Origin of the sequence: Rhodococcus sp. IEGM 27 (assembly GCF_033142305.1) — a bacterium.
GTDB lineage: Bacteria > Actinomycetota > Actinomycetes > Mycobacteriales > Mycobacteriaceae > Rhodococcus_F > Rhodococcus_F oxybenzonivorans.
This window is the reverse complement of the sequence record NZ_JAWLSG010000005.1, coordinates 220,852-236,783: the sequence shown is the minus strand read 5'-3', so window position 1 is coordinate 236,783 and position 15,932 is coordinate 220,852. Positions and strand designations below refer to the sequence as shown.

Here is a 15,932-nt window from a genome sequence, read left to right as displayed (position 1 = left end):
CAGAGACACCGGGCTATAGAGACACCGGGATTTCCGCCTCGGGAAGCTCCGGTGCCCGCGTGGCCCGCGCGTACACAGTTTCACCCTCCTGCAGATGCAGCGCCGCGCTGTCACCCCGCGTCACCTGGGCCGAGAAACGCTCGCCGGTCGCCTCGTTGCGCAAATCCACCCGCACCTCGAACCCGAGATGCACCACCCGTTCCACAGTGGCCCGTGTCACCCCGAGCGACTCCGCGGTTCCCGCCTTCTGGGCAAGTGCCATGTCGGGGTCGCGGCCGAGCCGGATGTCGTGAGGACGGACCAGCTGGCCGTTGAGTTTGGCCACCGAACCGAGGAACGACATCACGAAATCGTTGGCCGGACGATCGTAGAGGTCTGCCGGTTCACCGATCTGCTCGATGCGGCCCTTGTTGAGGACGGCGATCCGGTCGGCGACATCGAGCGCCTCCTCCTGATCGTGGGTGACGAGGACGGTGGTCACGTGCACCTCGTCGTGGAGCCGGCGCAGCCAGGTGCGCAGGTCGGTCCGCACCTTGGCGTCGAGGGCACCGAACGGCTCGTCGAGGAGCAGCACCTGGGGATCGACAGCCAATGCCCGGGCGAGCGCCATGCGCTGCCGCTGCCCGCCGGAAAGCTGAGCCGGGTATCGGTGCTGGAACCCGTCGAGCCCGACGATTCCGAGGAGCTCGTTGACCTTCCTGTCGATCTCCGGCTTCGGCCTCTTACGGATCTTGAGTCCGAACGCGACGTTGTCGCGCACCGTCATGTGCTTGAACGCCGCATAGTGCTGGAACACGAATCCGATGTCACGTTTCTGCGGCGAGACGTTCGTGACATCTTTCCCGCCGATCACCACCGTGCCGGAGTCGAGTGCCTCCAGGCCGGCGATGGAGCGCAGCAGTGTCGACTTGCCGGAACCACTCGGACCGAGGAGCGCAGTGAGCGAACCCGAGGGGATGTCGATGGTCACGTCGTCGAGGGCAGCGAACGATCCGTAGTTCTTGCGCGCGCCGGTCACGGTAATCATGTGGTGCTCCTCTTACGGTCGAGCAGAGTCATCAGAAGCAGGCTGAGTACGGCAATGCCCATCAGCAGGGTGGCCGCCGAATATGCCCCGAAGGTGTTGTGGTCGTCGATGTACCGCGAATGCACCAGCAGTGTGAGGGTCTGCGAGACTCCGGGGAAACCGGACGACACCATGATGACGGCGCCGAACTCGCCCAACGAGCGGGCGATGGTGAGAATCACCCCGTACGTCAGACCCCACCGGATGGCGGGGAGGGTGATCAACCAGAAGGTCTGCCACTTGTTTGCCCCGAGCGTCGCGGCCGCCTGCTCCTGTTCTTCCCCGATCTCGTGCAGCACGGGCTCCACCTCGCGCACCACGAACGGAAGCGTCACGAACAACGTGGCGATCACCATTCCCGGCAGGCCGAAGATGACCTTGAACCCGATCGATTCCACTCCCCCGAACCAGCCGTTGGTGCCCCACAGCAGGATCAGCGACACACCCACGACGATCGGGGACACGGCGAACGGCAGATCCACCACGGCTTGCACCAGACCACGACCCGGGAATCGTCCCCGTACGAGAGCGAGGGCGGTCACGATTCCGAACACCACGTTGATCGGCACGACGATGGCGACGATCAGCAACGACAGGTTGAGCGCCGAGATTGCTGCCGGGGTCGAGATGGAGTCGATGAACGCACCGATGCCACGCTCGAACGTTCGGTAGAGAATGACCGCGATCGGCACGACGAGAAGGCCGAACAGGTAGAGCAGCGCGACGGTGCGCAGAGTGATGCGGGTGGGTCCCGACAGTTTCATTCCGCCTGCTCCTCACGACGTTGACCACGACTCGCGAGAAGCCGGAGAACGAACAACGTCACGAACGCGATGGCCAGCAGAGCCACCGACACGGCCGCCGCAGCGGCAGGCCGATCGATTTCGATCTGTTGTTGAATGTACTGCGACGCCATCTGGGTCTCACGCGGAATGTTGCCGCCGATGAGGACCACCGACCCGTATTCGCCGATCGCGCGGGCGAACGCCAGCCCTGCACCGCTGATGATCGCAGGCATGAGGGTCGGGACGACGACTCGCCGGAAGATCGTCACATTGTCTGCACCGAGCGACGCCGCAGCTTCTTCCACTTCCCGGTCCACCTCGATGAGTACCGGCTGCACCGAACGCACCACGAAGGGCAGCGTCACGAATGCGAGTGCCACGATCAGTCCGGGTTGCGTCGCGTTGAGGTAGATGTGAATGGGACTTTCCGGCCCGTAGAGGGCCAGCAGGACGATGCTGGCCACGATCGTCGGGAGTGCGAACGGGAGATCGATCAGCGCATTGACGATCCGTTTGCCCGGAAACTCGTCGCGAACGAGCACCCACGCGATCAGCGTGCCCATCACCACGTTGATCACGGCCACCACGACCGACACCATGATGGTGACCCGGAGGGAGGCCAACGCGACCGGGCTGGTGATGGCGTCGACGAAGCCGCCGATGCCGTCACCGAACGACGCCACGGTCAGGGCGGCGAGGGGAAGCACCACGATGATGCTCAGCCACAGGGTCGCGACACCGATACCCAACGGTCCGACCGCGCCGGTGACCTGAACGAGTTTCTTACGGGTGCGGCGATCGGGCGGGGACGGCACCGTGGTGCCGGTGCCGACCGCCGTCGTCGTCGTCGGTGCGTCGCTCATGTCGGTGTTACCTGGTTGCGTTGTCGTAGATCACAGCGATCGACCCGGTGTCCTTGGCGAACAACTCGGGGTCGACCTTCGACCAGCCGCCGAGGTCGGCGATGGTCCACAACTTCGCCGGCTGGGGGAACTTGTCGGCGAACTCCGTCGCCACGGCCGGGTCGACCGGGCGGAACCCGGCCTCCGCCCACAGCTTCTGGCCCTCGGGGGTGTAGAGGAAGTCCTTGAACGCGTTGGCCTTGTCGAGGTGCTTGCTGTTGGACAGCACGGCGACCGGATTTTCGATCTTGAAGGTGGTCGGCGGGGTCACATGCTCGACCGGATCACCGTTGCTCTCCATGAACAGCGCCTCGTTCTCGTAGCTGAGCAGCACGTCACCGGTGCCCTGCAGGAACGCCTCCGACGCCTCACGGCCCGACTTCGGCTGAATTTTCACGTGGTCGTTGACCAGCGAGGTGATGTAGGCGAGACCGGCGTTCGGATCCTGGCCGCCGTTGCTCTTCGCGGCATACGGTGCGAGCAGATTCCACTTCGCCGATCCGGAGCTGAACGGGTTGGGGGTGACCACCTCGACGTCGGGGCTCAGGAGGTCGTCCCAGTCCCGGATGTTCTTCGGGTTGCCCTCACGCACGACGATCGTGACCACCGAACCGAAGGGGATTCCGTTGTAGGCATCCTGGTTCCACGTCTTGTCGACCAGTCCCGCGTCGACGAGACGAGTGACGTCGGGCTCGACCGAGAAATTGACGAAATCGGCCTCGGCACCGTCCTTGACCTTGCGGGACTGGTCACCGGACGCGCCATACGACGGCTGGAACGCGACATTCTTGCCTTCTTCGGTGGCATTGAACGCGGGGATGAGCTTGTCGTAGCCGGGCTTGGGCACCGCGTACGCGAAGAGGTTGATGGTGCCGGCACTGCCGTCTGCACCCACCGCGTCGCTGCCGGCGGTGTCGCTCGCGCCGCCGCTGCACGCGGTCAGTGCCACAGCTCCGAGTGTCACGAGGGCCGTGAGAAGACTACGAGAACGGCGTTTCATGGAGAAACCTTCCTGGGAACTGTTTACAGAGAAGTAGTGCGAAACGAGAAGAGGGGGGACGCGCCCATCGGCACCTGCAGGAACGCAACGGAAAGAGCGATGCGCCATCGGCGGCGGAACTGCTCGATGCGGGAAATGCCGACTGCTGGGTGCGAGGTGAGAATCAACAACAGTCGATGTCGGCGACTGCAAGCATGCCGACAGCGATCAACGCCAATTCATGGCGGACCTGGTGTACAGCGGCTTCAGACACGCCGTGGACTGTAGCAGAGGCTGAACCAGCCTCTCGAATCGAACCGAGCTATCGGGTGAGCAGCCAGGCGACGACAACGAGAACGATGAGCGCGAGCAAGGCGAGTGTGACGCGGGAGCGCGGCATCAGGGTTCCTCCACTGTGGGAACGTCCCGCCTGAGCAGGACGAAGACTGCGGCCAGTGCTCGATCGAGCAGCCACGCGACGCCGCGGCACACCGGCACCATGACCAGCAGCACGAGAGCGACTTGAGGAACGAAGGGAAGGCCCGCGATCCACAGCTCGAAGCCGTCCCACCAACCCGCCATCAATTCCACCGCACCACCCTATCGCCCGCCGATGCCGGGAGGCCGCACAGGTGGACGGCGCGACGCAGGCGGTCGATGATGTCCAGATGGTGTCCACCGAGAACCAGAAGCTTCCGTTCGGGCCGACGACCCCTGGTAAGACCGCATCCGGCGGGCACCATCGGCACGACACGTTTCCGCCGATCGACGACTACGCGTTCCTCTCGGACTGTGAAACCACGTGCCTGATCGCCCGCAACGGGGCCGTCGAATGGATGTGCATCCCACGTCCCGACTCCCCCAGCGTCTTCGGCGCGATCCTCGACCGCAGCGCCGGCCACTTCCGCATCGGTCCGTACGGGCAGAACGTGCCGGCGGCCCGCCGCTATTTGCCGGGCGGGCTCATCGTCGAGACCACCTGGCAAACCGAGACGGGGTGGCTGATCGTCCGTGACGCGCTGGTGCTCGGCCCGTGGCACAACACCGAGCAACGCTCCCGTTCGCATCGGCGCACACCCACCGACTGGGACGCCGAGCATGTTCTGCTGCGAACGGTCAAGTGCGTCAACGGAACGGTCGAATTCGAGATGAGCTGCGAACCTGCCTTCGACTATCACCGTGGCACAGCGCACTGGGAGTACACGGGCAAGGTGTACGAGGAGGCCACGGCCACCTGCAACGCGAGCGGCCCGGGTGATCACCCGGTGCTGCGGCTCACCACCAATCTGAAGATCGGCCTCGAGGGCCGCGAGGCAAGGGCTCGAACCCGCATGGTCGAGGGGGACAATGTCTTCGTCGCGCTGTCCTGGTCGCACCTGCCCGCACCCCAGACGTTCGACGAGGCTGCCCAGAAGATGTGGCACACCGCGAAGTGCTGGCGCGAATGGATCACCATCGGCCGTTTCCCCGACCACAAGTGGCGCGGTTACCTCCAGCGCAGTGCGCTCGCACTGAAGGGTTTGACGTACGCGCCCACAGGTGCTCTTCTGGCCGCGTCCACTACCTCCTTGCCGGAAACACCTGGCGGCGAGCGCAACTGGGACTATCGCTACGCGTGGGTTCGCGATTCGACCTTCGCGTTGTGGGGTCTGTACAGTCTCGGGCTCGACCGTGAAGCCAACGATTTCTTCTCGTTCATCTATGACGTTTCTGCCTCCGAGGACGGCCACCATCATCCGCTCCAGGTCATGTACGGCGTCGGGGGCGAGCAGACCCTCGAAGAGGCCGAACTGCATCACCTGTCCGGGTACGGCGGGGCGAAGCCGGTGCGCATCGGCAACGGTGCATACAACCAGAACCAGCACGACATCTGGGGAACGATCCTCGACTCGGTGTATCTGCACGTGAAGTCGCGCGAGCGAGTTCCCGAAACGTTGTGGCCGATGCTCAAACGTCAGGTCGAGGAAGCTGTCAAGCATTGGCGGCACCCGGACCGCGGCATCTGGGAGGTGCGCGGCGAACCACAGCATTTCACCTCGTCGAAGATCATGTGCTGGGTCGCCCTCGACCGCGGCGCCAAACTCGCCGAGCAGCAGGGTGAGGCGAGTTATGCCCAGCAGTGGTCGGACCTGGCCGACGAGATCAAGAAGGACATCCTCGAGCACGGGGTGGATCGTCGCGGTGTCTTCACTCAGCGCTACGGCAGCGACGACCTCGACGCCTCACTGCTCCTTGCCCCGCTGCTGCGGTTCCTTCCAGCGGACGATCCGCGTATCCGCGCCACGGTCCTCGCCATCGCCGACGAACTGACCGAGGGCGGCCTGGTCCTGCGCTATCAGGTGGAGACCACCGACGACGGACTCGAGGGCAAGGAGGGCACGTTCACGATCTGTTCCTTCTGGCTGGTCTCGGCGCTCGTCGAGATCGGTGAGCTCGACCGCGCCAAGGATTTGTGCAACCGGCTGCTGGGCTTCGCGAGTCCACTGAAGTTGTACGCGGAGGAAATCGACCCGGCGTCGGGACGACATCTGGGCAACTTCCCGCAGGCGTTCACCCACCTGGCTTTGATCAACGCAGTGGTTCACGTCATCCGCGCCGAAGAGGCCGCCGCGGGCGGCTTCCAACCTGCGCATCAGACCGTCTGATCAGGTGGCCACTGCCTCGAGCTGGGGCATGATCCGGTTCAGGGAATACACCAGCGAGCGGCTCGACGGCGTGTTGAATCCCACCACGGTCGCGTAGTCCTGGGTCGCGAGCCCACCGCCGCGCACCGACGGGAGCTCGGCGAACCCTGGCAGTGTCATCAGGTCCTCGCGCGTGCCGCCGTTGGGCAACATGACGACGAGATCGGCGTCCAGGGTGTCGACCCTCTCCGGGCTCAGCATCAGCCGACCGCCCGTGGCACCCGCCTCCTCGACGAGATCCGGCGGCAATGTCAGTCCCAGCCGGCGAAAGACGGTACTCGCGCCGTCGTCAGGGTCGGCCACCACAACCAATTGATCGGTGGCGAACATGAATTGGGAGAGGACAGCCGTCTTGCCCGCGAGGCCGGGCAGGCGCTCGGTCAGGCCGTTCACGAATCCGTCGGTCTTCGCGACGATCTCGGCTGCCTGCCCCTCCTTACCGAGCAGTCGACCGAGCGTCTCGACTTGCAATTCCCACGGGTCGACCTGTTCATTGCCGATCGCCGCAACGGTGGGTGCGATGCCGGAGATTCGATCGAAGTCGTCCTGATCCGTAATGGCGAACGAACCGAGGATCAGGTCGGGATTCATGGCGGCGATTTCCTCGGCAGGCAACGGCGCACCCGACTGGGTCACCGAGGCGCGGTCCAGTTCGACCGCCGACTCGGCAACGTCGGATTCCCAGGGATAAAGTCCCCGCTCGTCCCCCATCGGACCAGCTGAGAGATACCCCACCGGCTGGACGCCGAATTCCAGCAATGCGTCGAGCCATTGGCTGCTCGTCGCGACGATCCGGGTCGGTGTGCCCTCTACGGTCGTCGTGCCGAAGCGATGTTCGACCGTGATCTGCCGCTCGGCTACCTCGTCGGAACGAGCGTCGACGCTGCAGCCGACACCGGCGAACATCACCGACAACACGACCGCGATGACCAGACCTCCATGCACAGCGCACCCCTCTTCGATAAGCCAAGGCTAACCTTGGCATACCGGAGGACTCGGCGCTACGCCTTCGTTGCCGTCACTTCGCGAAACGCGTCAGCAGTCGCTCCGCGTCGGCGGCGATCCGGCGGACCACCGCTCCCGCCGGCTGCTCGGAAGTGACCAACCCGGCCGCTTCGCCCGCGTACACGACCCCGAGGTCGGGATTCGCGGGGTCGTACGCCGTGGCGAGTTCGCTCTCTGCGGCGCCGACGTCGTGCCACTTGCCGGTGAAGTCGTTGCGAAGCGCCCGGCCACCCCACCGCGAAGGCCACGGCTGGCTGCGGGCCTGGTCGAACACCGAGGTGTAGACGGTGTCGGCGCTGCCCGCGGCGATCAGTTTGCTCCGCGCGTACTCCGGGCCGATGGTCTCCGGGCTCGCGAGCAGGACGGTCCCGATCATCGCGCCCTCGGCACCGGCGGCGATAACCGCGGCAAGGCCACGGCCGGTCGCGATTCCTCCTGCGGCGAGCACGGGCAACGACGTGGCCTCGAGGATCTCCTGCAGCAGGGGCAGCGTCCCGATTCGGCCGGTGTGACCGCCGGCTTCACCGCCCTGGGCGATGACGACGTCCACGCCGGCAGCTTCCACCACGCGAAGGTCTTCGACGGTGTTGACCTGCGACACCACGAGCGCACCGATGTCGTGGACCCGATCCACATATGGTGCGGGATCACCGAACGAGAGCGAGACCACCCGCGGGTTCTGAGCCAGAGCGGCGTCGAGCAGCGCGTCATCGTCGTCGAGCGCCCAGGTCATCAGGCCGATCCCGAAGGCGTCCCCGCCGATACCGCGCGCGATCGCCACCTCGTCCGCGATCCACTCCGGGGTGGCATAGCGGGCTGCCCCGAGTAGGCCGAGCCCGCCCGCCTTCGACACCTCGCCGACGAGAGTGCCGCCGGCCCGCCCGCCCATCGGGGCTCCGAAGATCGGCACCTCGATTCCGAGAGTCCGGGTCAGCCAGGTTTCGATTGCCACGCCGCGTACCTACTTTCGTTCGGACACCCCGGAGGGAACGCCTCCGGGCGGGGCTGCGTTACTTCTTCGGCTTGTCGCCGACCGCTTCGGAGGACAACGCGGCGACGAAAGCCTCTTGGGGAACTTCCACTCGCCCAATGGTCTTCATGCGCTTCTTGCCCTCCTTCTGCTTTTCGAGCAGCTTGCGTTTACGGCTGATGTCGCCGCCGTAGCACTTGGCAAGCACGTCCTTGCGGATCGCGCGGATGTTCTCACGGGAGATGATCTTCGCGCCGATGGCCGCCTGGATGGGCACCTCGAACTGCTGGCGCGGAATGAGCTCGCGCAGCTTGGACGTCATCCGGCCGCCGTAGGCGCCGGCGGCCGACCGGTGCACGATCGACGAGAACGCGTCGACGGCCTCGCCCTGGAGCAGGATGTCGACCTTCACCAGATCCGCTTGCTGTTCACCGGACTCTTCGTAGTCGAGGCTCGCATACCCCTTGGTGCGCGACTTCAAAGCGTCGAAGAAGTCGAACATGATCTCGCCCATGGGCATTTCGTAGCGCAACTCGACCCGGGTCTCCGACAGATAGTCCATGCCGCCGAGTTCACCGCGCCGGTTCTGGCACAGCTCCATGATCGCCCCGATGAATTCGCTGGGCGCGATGACGGTGCACTTCACCATCGGCTCGTACACCTCGCGGATTTTGCCCTCCGGCCAGTAGGACGGGTTGGTGACGACGTGCTCGGCGCCGTCCTCCATCACCACGCGGTACACCACGTTGGGTGACGTGGAGATGAGTTCGAGGCCGAACTCGCGCTCGAGGCGGTCGCGGGTGATCTCCATGTGCAGCAGTCCGAGGAACCCGCACCGGAAACCGAATCCGAGCGCCACCGACGTCTCCGGCTCGTAGGCCAGCGCGGCATCGTTGAGGCGCAGCTTGTCGAGGGCGTCGCGCAGCACCGGGTAGTCGGAGCCGTCGAGGGGATACAGACCCGAATAGACCATCGGCTTGGGGTCGCGGTAGCCGACGAGCGGTTCCGTGGCGCCGCCACGGGCTGCGGTGACGGTGTCGCCGACGCGCGACTGCCGCACGTCCTTCACACCGGTGATGAGGTAGCCCACCTCGCCGACACCCAGTCCGATGCTGGCCTTCGGCTCCGGCGAGATGATGCCGACCTCGATGAGATCATGGGTGGTGCCGGTCGACATCATGGTGATCTTCTCGCGCGGGGAGATCCGCCCGTCGACCACGCGGACGTAGGTGACGACACCGCGGTAGGCGTCGTACACGGAGTCGAAGATCATCGCGCGCGCCGGTCCGTCGGCGTCGCCGACCGGCGCCGGGATCTGCTTCACGACCTCGTCGAGAAGTTCCTTGACGCCCACACCGGTCTTGCCGGACACGCGCAGCACGTCGCCCGGCTCGCAGCCGGTGATGTGCGCGATTTCCTCGGCGTAGCGGTCTGGATCGGCGGCAGGCAGATCGATCTTGTTGAGCACCGGGATGATGGTGAGGTCCTTCTCCATCGCCAGATACAGGTTGGCCAGTGTCTGCGCCTCGATGCCCTGAGCGGCGTCGACCAGCAGCACCGCGCCTTCGCACGCCTCGAGGGCGCGCGAGACCTCGTACGTGAAGTCGACGTGCCCGGGCGTGTCGATGAGGTGCATGACGAATTCCTCGTCACCTACCTTCCACGGCAACCGGACGTTCTGCGCCTTGATCGTGATGCCGCGTTCCCGCTCGATGTCCATGCGGTCGAGGTACTGGGCCCGCATCTGCCGTTCTTCGACCACGCCGGTGAGCTGAAGCATGCGGTCGGCCAGCGTCGACTTGCCGTGATCGATGTGCGCGATGATGCAGAAATTCCGGATCTGTGCGGGATCCGTGAACGTCTTGTCGGCGAAGCTGCTGATGGGGGACCCCTTACCTGGACCGGCACCGGCCCGGTTCCGGGCCACTGTCACCTGTCAGGATATCCAAGCCACCGGACTCCGGCTGCTGCGGCATACACGCACTAAGCTCGACGGCCATGGCGAGCACGTGGAGCAGCATCGGGAAGACACTGGCCAAACTGGCGCGAGACAAGGGCCCCCAGTTGCTGCAGCAGCTGCAGAAGTCCGGCGCACTCGACCGCGCAGCCGGCGTGCTGACCGGTTCGGCCACCACCACGCCGAAGCCGAGCCCTGGCCGCCCGGTTACCGCGAACTCCGCGCCGACGGCCCACCGTGCCCGCAAGGTGCAGTACTCCCCCGATCTGGACGGGCGCGCGGACCCGGGCGAGATCGTGTGGACCTGGGTGGCGTACGAGGAAGATCCGGCACAGGGCAAGGATCGGCCGGTACTGGTCGTCGGGCGGGACGGAGCGACACTCCTGGGCCTCATGTTGTCTTCGCAGAGCAAGCACGACGGTGACCGCGACTGGGTGGCGGTCGGCTCGGGTTCCTGGGACTCCGAGGGTCGCCCGAGCTGGGTCCGCCTCGACCGGGTGCTCGACGTGCCCGAGGAAGGGATCCGGCGCGAGGGCGCCGTCATGGAGCGGACGACGTTCGAGCTCGTGGCAAGGCGGCTGAGAGCCGATTTCAGCTGGCAGTGAGATCGAACAGTACTGCCGGGCACGCACCGCGGGGTGCGTGCCCGGCATTCGCCGAGGGAGCCGGCTTTCGTCAGCTCTGGAGGCGGTCGTACCTGCCGAACAGCGAGCGGTAGGCCAGGGCGCCCACCGCACCGCCGATCAACGGGAAAACCAGGAACAACCACACCTGCGACAGCGCGCCGACCTGATACGGGGCCACGGCGAGACTGCGGGCGGGGTTCACCGACGTGTTGTCGATCGGAATGGACACCAGGTGGATCACCGCGAGGGTGAAGCCGATGGACACACCGGCCAGCGGTACATCCGAGATCTGGTCGGTCGAGGCCAGGACGACGAACACGAGCAAAGCGGTGAGAAGGACCTCGACGATCATCGCAGCACCGATGCCGTATCCGTTCTCCAGAATGCCGCCGAGCGGGCCTTTGATCGCCGAGGGGCTGTGCTCACCCCAGCCGTTGGCCCCGAGCCCGTCGGCCTTGCGGTCGTACGACGGCAGACTCTGCGCAATTGCGTAGATGACGAGTCCTGCGAGGAGGCCGCCGATTACCTGGGCCACGATGTACAGGCCGGCCCGGACCACCGACACTCGGCCGAGGGCCAGATGTCCGATGGTGACGGCCGGATTGACGTGACACCCGGAAATGGGACCGATGGCGTAGACGAGGAAGAGGAGCGTCAGTCCGAAAGCCAGGGCCACACCGAGATTGCCGACCTTGGCTCCGGCGAACACCGCCGTGCCCACTGCCGAGAAAACCAGCACGAAAGTGCCGATTGCCTCCGCCGAGTATTTCTTGATATCCGAGATCGGCTCGACCTCTACGTATTCCTGTGCGGTTGGAGACATTGAACCCACCTTCGTCGGAATGGATCGTTAGTCCTTGCTTTCCACAGTTCTGCGCCGGACTTTACGCCAGGCGTGTGATCTCCACGACGACTTCGAGGTCTGTTGCCTGCCCTCCCGAGAAGATTCCCTTGAGCGGCGGGACGTCGGCGTAATCACGCCCGACACCCACCGACACGTGCTGCTCGTTGACGGCCACAGCGTTGGTGGGGTCGTATCCCCACCACGCGCCGGTCCATGCCTCCACCCAGGCGTGGCTCTCCCCCGCGATCGTGTCGTCCAGTGCCGCATCCGCTTTCGGGTGCAGATATCCCGACACGTACCGGCTGGGAATCCCCATGCTTCGTAACAGGACGAGCGTCAGGTGGGCGTAATCCTGGCATACGCCTTCCCGTTCGGCCCAGGCCTCGACTGCCGACGTGTGCACGCCCGTGGTCCCGGGAACGTACGCCATTTCCGCGTGCACCCAGTCCGCTGCGGCTACAACGGCTTCCTCGGGCGTGCACCCCTTCCGGAGATCGCGAGCGATCGCGTCGAGCTTCCGGTTGCGGGGCGCGTACTGGGTGTTACTGAGCTGCTCGTTGAACCGGTCCGTCACCGCCGGCCCAGCCAGTTCGTCCCAATCCACCGACTCCTCGGGAGGCGAGAACGGTTCCGTCTCCACGACCGACAGCCCTGTGACCTCGAGTTCCCGATGCGGCGCATGCAGATCGAAGGCGGTGACCGCGGTACCCCAGTAGTCGGTGTAGCGATACGAACGGGTGGCCGGGGTGGTCTCCACTCGGTTGAGAATCACCGTCTGCCGACTGTCGCCGCGGGGAGTGAGCCGCGCCTCGTTGTATGAAGACGTCACCGGCGCGTCATAGGCATAACCGGTGGTGTGCACCACCCTCATTCGCCAGCTCACAACTCTCCCTCCACGACGGCTTCTGCGCCGACGGCCCGTGCATCGGTCCACGCCACCCACGGCGCGGCGTGAAAATACTGCAGTGCGATCGCTTCTCCGAGCTCACGGCAGGTGTCCTGCAAACCCACCAACCGGTCCTGGAGGTCCTCGAGGAGAACGCCGGGGGGCAGGAACTCGAGTTCGCTCCGCGCCCGTCCCAGCAGACGCTGTGCCTCGGCGCGCGGTCCCACCCGGCTGTCGGGTTGATGGTCGAGTTCCGCGAGACATTGTTCCGCCTGCCGGATGGCATGGAACACCGACCGCGGGAACAAGCGGTCGAGGAGGATGAACTCGACGACGCGGTTGGCGTCGAGCGCGCCGCGGTAGGTGCGCAGGTACGTGTCGTGAGCGCCCGCCGAACGCAGAACCGTCACCCACGCCGGCGACGACGGTCGGTCGCCCGCGCGGGACAGCAGCATTCGCGCCAGCATGTCGACACGTTCGATCGAGCGGCCGAGCAGCAGGAATCGGTAACCGTCGTCACGACTCATCGTCGAGTCGGCGAGACCGGCGAACATCGCCGCGCGCTCCTCGACGTAGCGGAAGAACTCGTGCGGCCCAAGCCGTTTGGCTGCGCGTTCGCGTTCCGCGAGACCGTTGTACGTGGCGTTGAGGCACTCCCACATCTCACTCGACGTGACCTCGCGGGCGCCTCGGGCGTTCTCGCGTGCGCTGGCGAGCGAGTCGATGATGGAGCCGACCTGATTACGACTGAAGGCGACGAGTTCGGTGACCGAGCGAACATCGAGTTCCGTACTCGGAGCAGGGATCCCGAGAACCCGCAGGAGCAGCCGGGACGTTCGGTCCGGATTCACCGACGCATCGTCGAGCAGTTGATGCACCGCGACGTCGAGAATCCTCGCCATGTCGTCGGCACGCTCGACGTACCGGCCGATCCAATACAGCGATTCCGCGTTTCTCGCCAGCATCAGCCCTCACCTCCACACTTCTGTTGCTGTTGCTGTTGCTGTTGCTGTTGCTGCTGCTGCTGCTGTTGTGACGTACTGAGTTCGGGGCCCTGCTCGGCTTCTGCGGTCTGCGCAGGTTCGGTGACGAGTTCCTCGCCCGCGAGTTCCTGTTCCTCATCCGAGGTTCGGCTGGCGAGCACCCAAGTGTCCTTGCTGCCACCGCCCTGACTGGAATTGACCACGAGAGAACCCTCGGGCAGGGCAACCCGGGTCAGTCCCCCCGGCAGCACCCACACGTCCTCGCCGTCGTTCACCGCGAACGGGCGAAGGTCGACGTGCCGGGGCACGAGCTCGTCACCGATCTTGGTCGGCACCGTGGACAACTGGACCAGCGGCTGGGCGATCCATCCGCGCGGGTCTGCCCTGATTTTCCGGGTGATCGTGTTCAGTTCCTTGGGTGAGGCGTCGGGACCGAAGACGATGCCGTATCCACCCGAACCTTCCACCGGTTTGATGACCAGTTCGTCCACGCGGTCGAGCACCTGCTCGCACTCGTCGTCGAGCCAGCACCGGAACGTGTCGACGTTCGAGAGCAGCGGTTTCTCACCGAGGTAGTAGTCGATGATCTGCGGCACATAGGTGTAGACCAGCTTGTCGTCGGCGACACCGTTTCCGACGGCACTCGAGATGACGACGTTTCCGGCCCGCGCGGCATTGAGAACACCGGCTACGCCCAATACCGAATCCGGCCGGAAATGCATCGGGTCGAGGTAGTCGTCGTCGATGCGGCGGTAGATCACGTCCACCTGGCGCTCACCCTCGGTGGTGCGCATGTAGACCATGTTGTCGCGGCAGAAGAGGTCGCGGCCCTCGACGAGTTCCACCCCCATCTGACGCGCGAGCAGTGAATGCTCGAAATAGGCAGAGTTCCCGACACCGGGAGTGAGCACCACCACGGTGGGATCGGCCTCGTTGAGCGCAGCGGACGCCCGCAGCGCGCGCAGCAGATGCGTGGAGTAGTCGCCGACCGAACGCACGCGGTGGGACATGAAGAGGTCGGGGAAGACGCGCGCCATGGTGCGGCGATTCTCCATCACGTAGGACACTCCCGAGGGCGACCGCAGGTTGTCCTCGAGTACGCGGAACACCCCGTTCTCGTCGCGAACGAGGTCGATACCGGCCACGTGAATGCGCACACCGTTGGGTGGAACGATGCCCGACGCCTCCCGGTGGAAGTGCTCACACGAGGTGACCAAGCGTTTCGGGAGGACGTGATCGCGCAGGATGCGCTGCTCCCCGTAGACGTCGTGGAGGAACATCTCCAGCGCTTTCACGCGCTGCTTGATCCCCTTCTCGAGGCGCGTCCACTCCGCGGCGGCGATCACCCGGGGGACGAGATCGAGCGGAAACGGCCGTTCCTGACCGGAGAGGGAGAATGTCACGCCCTGGTCGATGAAGGCCCTGCCCAGCGCCTCGGAGCGGGCGGCGAGATCGGCGCTGTCGGCCGGCTCGAGGGCCTTGAAGACACCCTTGTAGGGGGGCCGGACACTGCCGTCACGGTCGAACATCTCGTCGAACGCCAGCCCGTACCCTCCCACGTCGACGTAGCCGTCGAACACGTGCGCGGGCCGCGCCGGCTTGCGTGATCGGGTCGTCACAGAGGCTCGCGACTGAGCTGCCGACGCTTTCACGCCCTTCTGTCTGCTGTCGCCCGAGACGGGAGCCGGCGCCTTCGTGCTTCCCTGTGACTTCGTTACTGTTGACGACTTCGATGCTGGGGGCGTCATCCCAGACATGCTGCTACATGTACACCCGTTCAGCAGCACAGCCGCCCTGTCCCCGGCGCGTCCGGGGTCCGGTTTGAGATCGAACCCCGATCACTGGTAATCTCGCCTGTCGGTGCATAAGTGTGCGCCCACAGCTTTCTAGACCGTATCCAGCTTAAGACGACAGGATTTTACGCGTGGCCAACATCAAGTCCCAGGTGAAGCGGATCCGTACCAACGAGGCGGCCCGACTCCGTAACCAGTCGGTGAAGTCCTCGCTGCGCACGGCCATCCGCTCGTTCCGCGAGGCTGCGGCGGCCGGTGACAAGGACAAGGCCAACGAGCTCCTCGTCGCCACCAGCCGCAAGCTCGACAAGGCGGCCAGCAAGGGCGTCATTCACTCCAACCAGGCTGCCAACAAGAAGTCTGCTCTCGCGCAGGCTCTCAACAAGATCTGACGACACCTTCGTCGTAGCTCTCCAACAGCCGCTCGGTCCTCGGATCGAGCGGCTGTTGTC

The 15,932-nt window shown here is 65.2% G+C and carries 16 protein-coding genes; 3 read left to right on the top strand and 13 right to left on the bottom strand.

What is annotated here, in order from left to right; genetic code table 11:
• Nucleotides 1–13: 13 nt before the first annotated feature.
• From R4P95_RS19080 to R4P95_RS19055, 6 genes are all read right to left on the bottom strand, one after another.
• Nucleotides 14–1,027 carry a sulfate ABC transporter ATP-binding protein gene (locus tag R4P95_RS19080; protein ID WP_317746271.1) on the bottom strand — a complete coding sequence of 338 codons (1,014 nt, stop codon included), beginning with the start codon at nt 1,025–1,027 and terminating at the stop codon, nt 14–16.
• Complete coding sequence (gene cysW / locus R4P95_RS19075; RefSeq protein WP_317746272.1) at nt 1,024–1,830, bottom strand: sulfate ABC transporter permease subunit CysW; 807 nt, start codon at nt 1,828–1,830, stop codon at nt 1,024–1,026. The genes R4P95_RS19080 and cysW overlap by 4 nt, the downstream gene beginning before the upstream one ends.
• Complete coding sequence (gene cysT / locus R4P95_RS19070) at nt 1,827–2,714, bottom strand: sulfate ABC transporter permease subunit CysT (protein WP_213572540.1); 888 nt, start codon at nt 2,712–2,714, stop codon at nt 1,827–1,829. The genes cysW and cysT overlap by 4 nt, the downstream gene beginning before the upstream one ends.
• A gap of 7 nt (nt 2,715–2,721) precedes the next feature.
• Nucleotides 2,722–3,753 carry a sulfate ABC transporter substrate-binding protein gene (locus tag R4P95_RS19065; protein WP_213572541.1) on the bottom strand — a complete coding sequence of 344 codons (1,032 nt, stop codon included), beginning with the start codon at nt 3,751–3,753 and terminating at the stop codon, nt 2,722–2,724.
• Nucleotides 3,754–3,916: 163 nt separating this feature from the next.
• The gene (locus R4P95_RS19060; protein ID WP_317746273.1) at nt 3,917–4,006 is read right to left on the bottom strand and encodes an Ms4533A family Cys-rich leader peptide; all 90 of its coding nucleotides are present in this window, start codon (nt 4,004–4,006) and stop codon (nt 3,917–3,919) included.
• A 125-nt stretch (nt 4,007–4,131) separates the two neighbouring features.
• Nucleotides 4,132–4,314 carry a hypothetical protein gene (locus tag R4P95_RS19055; RefSeq protein ID WP_284708046.1) on the bottom strand — a complete coding sequence of 61 codons (183 nt, stop codon included), beginning with the start codon at nt 4,312–4,314 and terminating at the stop codon, nt 4,132–4,134.
• An 86-nt stretch (nt 4,315–4,400) separates the two neighbouring features.
• On the opposite strand from R4P95_RS19055, the gene R4P95_RS19050 reads away from it, so the two are divergent.
• Nucleotides 4,401–6,377 carry a glycoside hydrolase family 15 protein gene (locus R4P95_RS19050; RefSeq protein WP_317746416.1) on the top strand — a complete coding sequence of 659 codons (1,977 nt, stop codon included), beginning with the start codon at nt 4,401–4,403 and terminating at the stop codon, nt 6,375–6,377.
• Here the strand turns inward: R4P95_RS19050 and R4P95_RS19045 are convergent, their stop codons facing one another.
• The 3 genes from R4P95_RS19045 to lepA form a co-directional block, all read right to left on the bottom strand.
• Nucleotides 6,378–7,361 carry an ABC transporter substrate-binding protein gene (locus tag R4P95_RS19045; RefSeq protein WP_317746274.1) on the bottom strand — a complete coding sequence of 328 codons (984 nt, stop codon included), beginning with the start codon at nt 7,359–7,361 and terminating at the stop codon, nt 6,378–6,380.
• Nucleotides 7,362–7,434: 73 nt separating this feature from the next.
• Nucleotides 7,435–8,373 carry an NAD(P)H-dependent flavin oxidoreductase gene (locus R4P95_RS19040; RefSeq protein WP_213572542.1) on the bottom strand — a complete coding sequence of 313 codons (939 nt, stop codon included), beginning with the start codon at nt 8,371–8,373 and terminating at the stop codon, nt 7,435–7,437.
• 58 nt (nt 8,374–8,431) lie between these two features.
• Entirely contained in the window at nt 8,432–10,324 is a 1,893-nt protein-coding gene (gene lepA, locus R4P95_RS19035; protein ID WP_109328974.1) for a translation elongation factor 4, read from the bottom strand.
• Nucleotides 10,325–10,389: 65 nt separating this feature from the next.
• Here lepA and R4P95_RS19030 point away from each other — a divergent pair, with 65 nt between their 5' ends.
• On the top strand, nt 10,390–10,953 hold the full coding sequence (locus tag R4P95_RS19030) for a type II toxin-antitoxin system PemK/MazF family toxin (protein ID WP_317746275.1): 564 nt from the start codon (nt 10,390–10,392) through the stop codon (nt 10,951–10,953).
• A gap of 70 nt (nt 10,954–11,023) precedes the next feature.
• Here the strand turns inward: R4P95_RS19030 and R4P95_RS19025 are convergent, their stop codons facing one another.
• From R4P95_RS19025 to R4P95_RS19010, 4 genes are all read right to left on the bottom strand, one after another.
• Entirely contained in the window at nt 11,024–11,797 is a 774-nt protein-coding gene (locus R4P95_RS19025; protein ID WP_109328969.1) for an aquaporin, read from the bottom strand.
• A 61-nt stretch (nt 11,798–11,858) separates the two neighbouring features.
• Entirely contained in the window at nt 11,859–12,689 is an 831-nt protein-coding gene (locus R4P95_RS19020) for a transglutaminase domain-containing protein (RefSeq protein WP_213578105.1), read from the bottom strand.
• Between the two features lie 8 nt (nt 12,690–12,697).
• Nucleotides 12,698–13,669, bottom strand: coding sequence for an alpha-E domain-containing protein (locus R4P95_RS19015; protein ID WP_159921439.1), 972 nt, complete (start codon nt 13,667–13,669; stop codon nt 12,698–12,700).
• Complete coding sequence (locus R4P95_RS19010; protein WP_317746277.1) at nt 13,669–15,306, bottom strand: circularly permuted type 2 ATP-grasp protein; 1,638 nt, start codon at nt 15,304–15,306, stop codon at nt 13,669–13,671. The genes R4P95_RS19015 and R4P95_RS19010 overlap by 1 nt, the downstream gene beginning before the upstream one ends.
• A 305-nt stretch (nt 15,307–15,611) precedes the next feature.
• Here R4P95_RS19010 and rpsT point away from each other — a divergent pair, with 305 nt between their 5' ends.
• Nucleotides 15,612–15,872 (top strand): 30S ribosomal protein S20, encoded by a 261-nt coding sequence (gene rpsT, locus R4P95_RS19005; protein ID WP_213572545.1) that lies wholly within the window; start codon nt 15,612–15,614, stop codon nt 15,870–15,872.
• The last annotated feature ends 60 nt before the right edge of the window (nt 15,873–15,932 follow it).

Excerpts from the sequence above, each read along its gene's own strand:
- R4P95_RS19080 (WP_317746271.1), bottom strand. The coding sequence starts at position 1,027 with ATGATTACCGTGACCGGCGCGCGCAAGAACTACGGATCGTTCGCTGCC.
- cysW (WP_317746272.1), bottom strand. The coding sequence starts at position 1,830 with ATGAAACTGTCGGGACCCACCCGCATCACTCTGCGCACCGTCGCGCTG.
- cysT (WP_213572540.1), bottom strand. The coding sequence starts at position 2,714 with ATGAGCGACGCACCGACGACGACGACGGCGGTCGGCACCGGCACCACG.
- R4P95_RS19065 (WP_213572541.1), bottom strand. The coding sequence starts at position 3,753 with ATGAAACGCCGTTCTCGTAGTCTTCTCACGGCCCTCGTGACACTCGGA.
- R4P95_RS19055 (WP_284708046.1), bottom strand. The coding sequence starts at position 4,314 with ATGGCGGGTTGGTGGGACGGCTTCGAGCTGTGGATCGCGGGCCTTCCC.
- R4P95_RS19050 (WP_317746416.1), top strand. The coding sequence starts at position 4,401 with ATGGTGTCCACCGAGAACCAGAAGCTTCCGTTCGGGCCGACGACCCCT.
- R4P95_RS19030 (WP_317746275.1), top strand. The coding sequence starts at position 10,390 with ATGGCGAGCACGTGGAGCAGCATCGGGAAGACACTGGCCAAACTGGCG.
- R4P95_RS19025 (WP_109328969.1), bottom strand. The coding sequence starts at position 11,797 with ATGTCTCCAACCGCACAGGAATACGTAGAGGTCGAGCCGATCTCGGAT.
- R4P95_RS19020 (WP_213578105.1), bottom strand. The coding sequence starts at position 12,689 with ATGAGGGTGGTGCACACCACCGGTTATGCCTATGACGCGCCGGTGACG.
- R4P95_RS19015 (WP_159921439.1), bottom strand. The coding sequence starts at position 13,669 with ATGCTGGCGAGAAACGCGGAATCGCTGTATTGGATCGGCCGGTACGTC.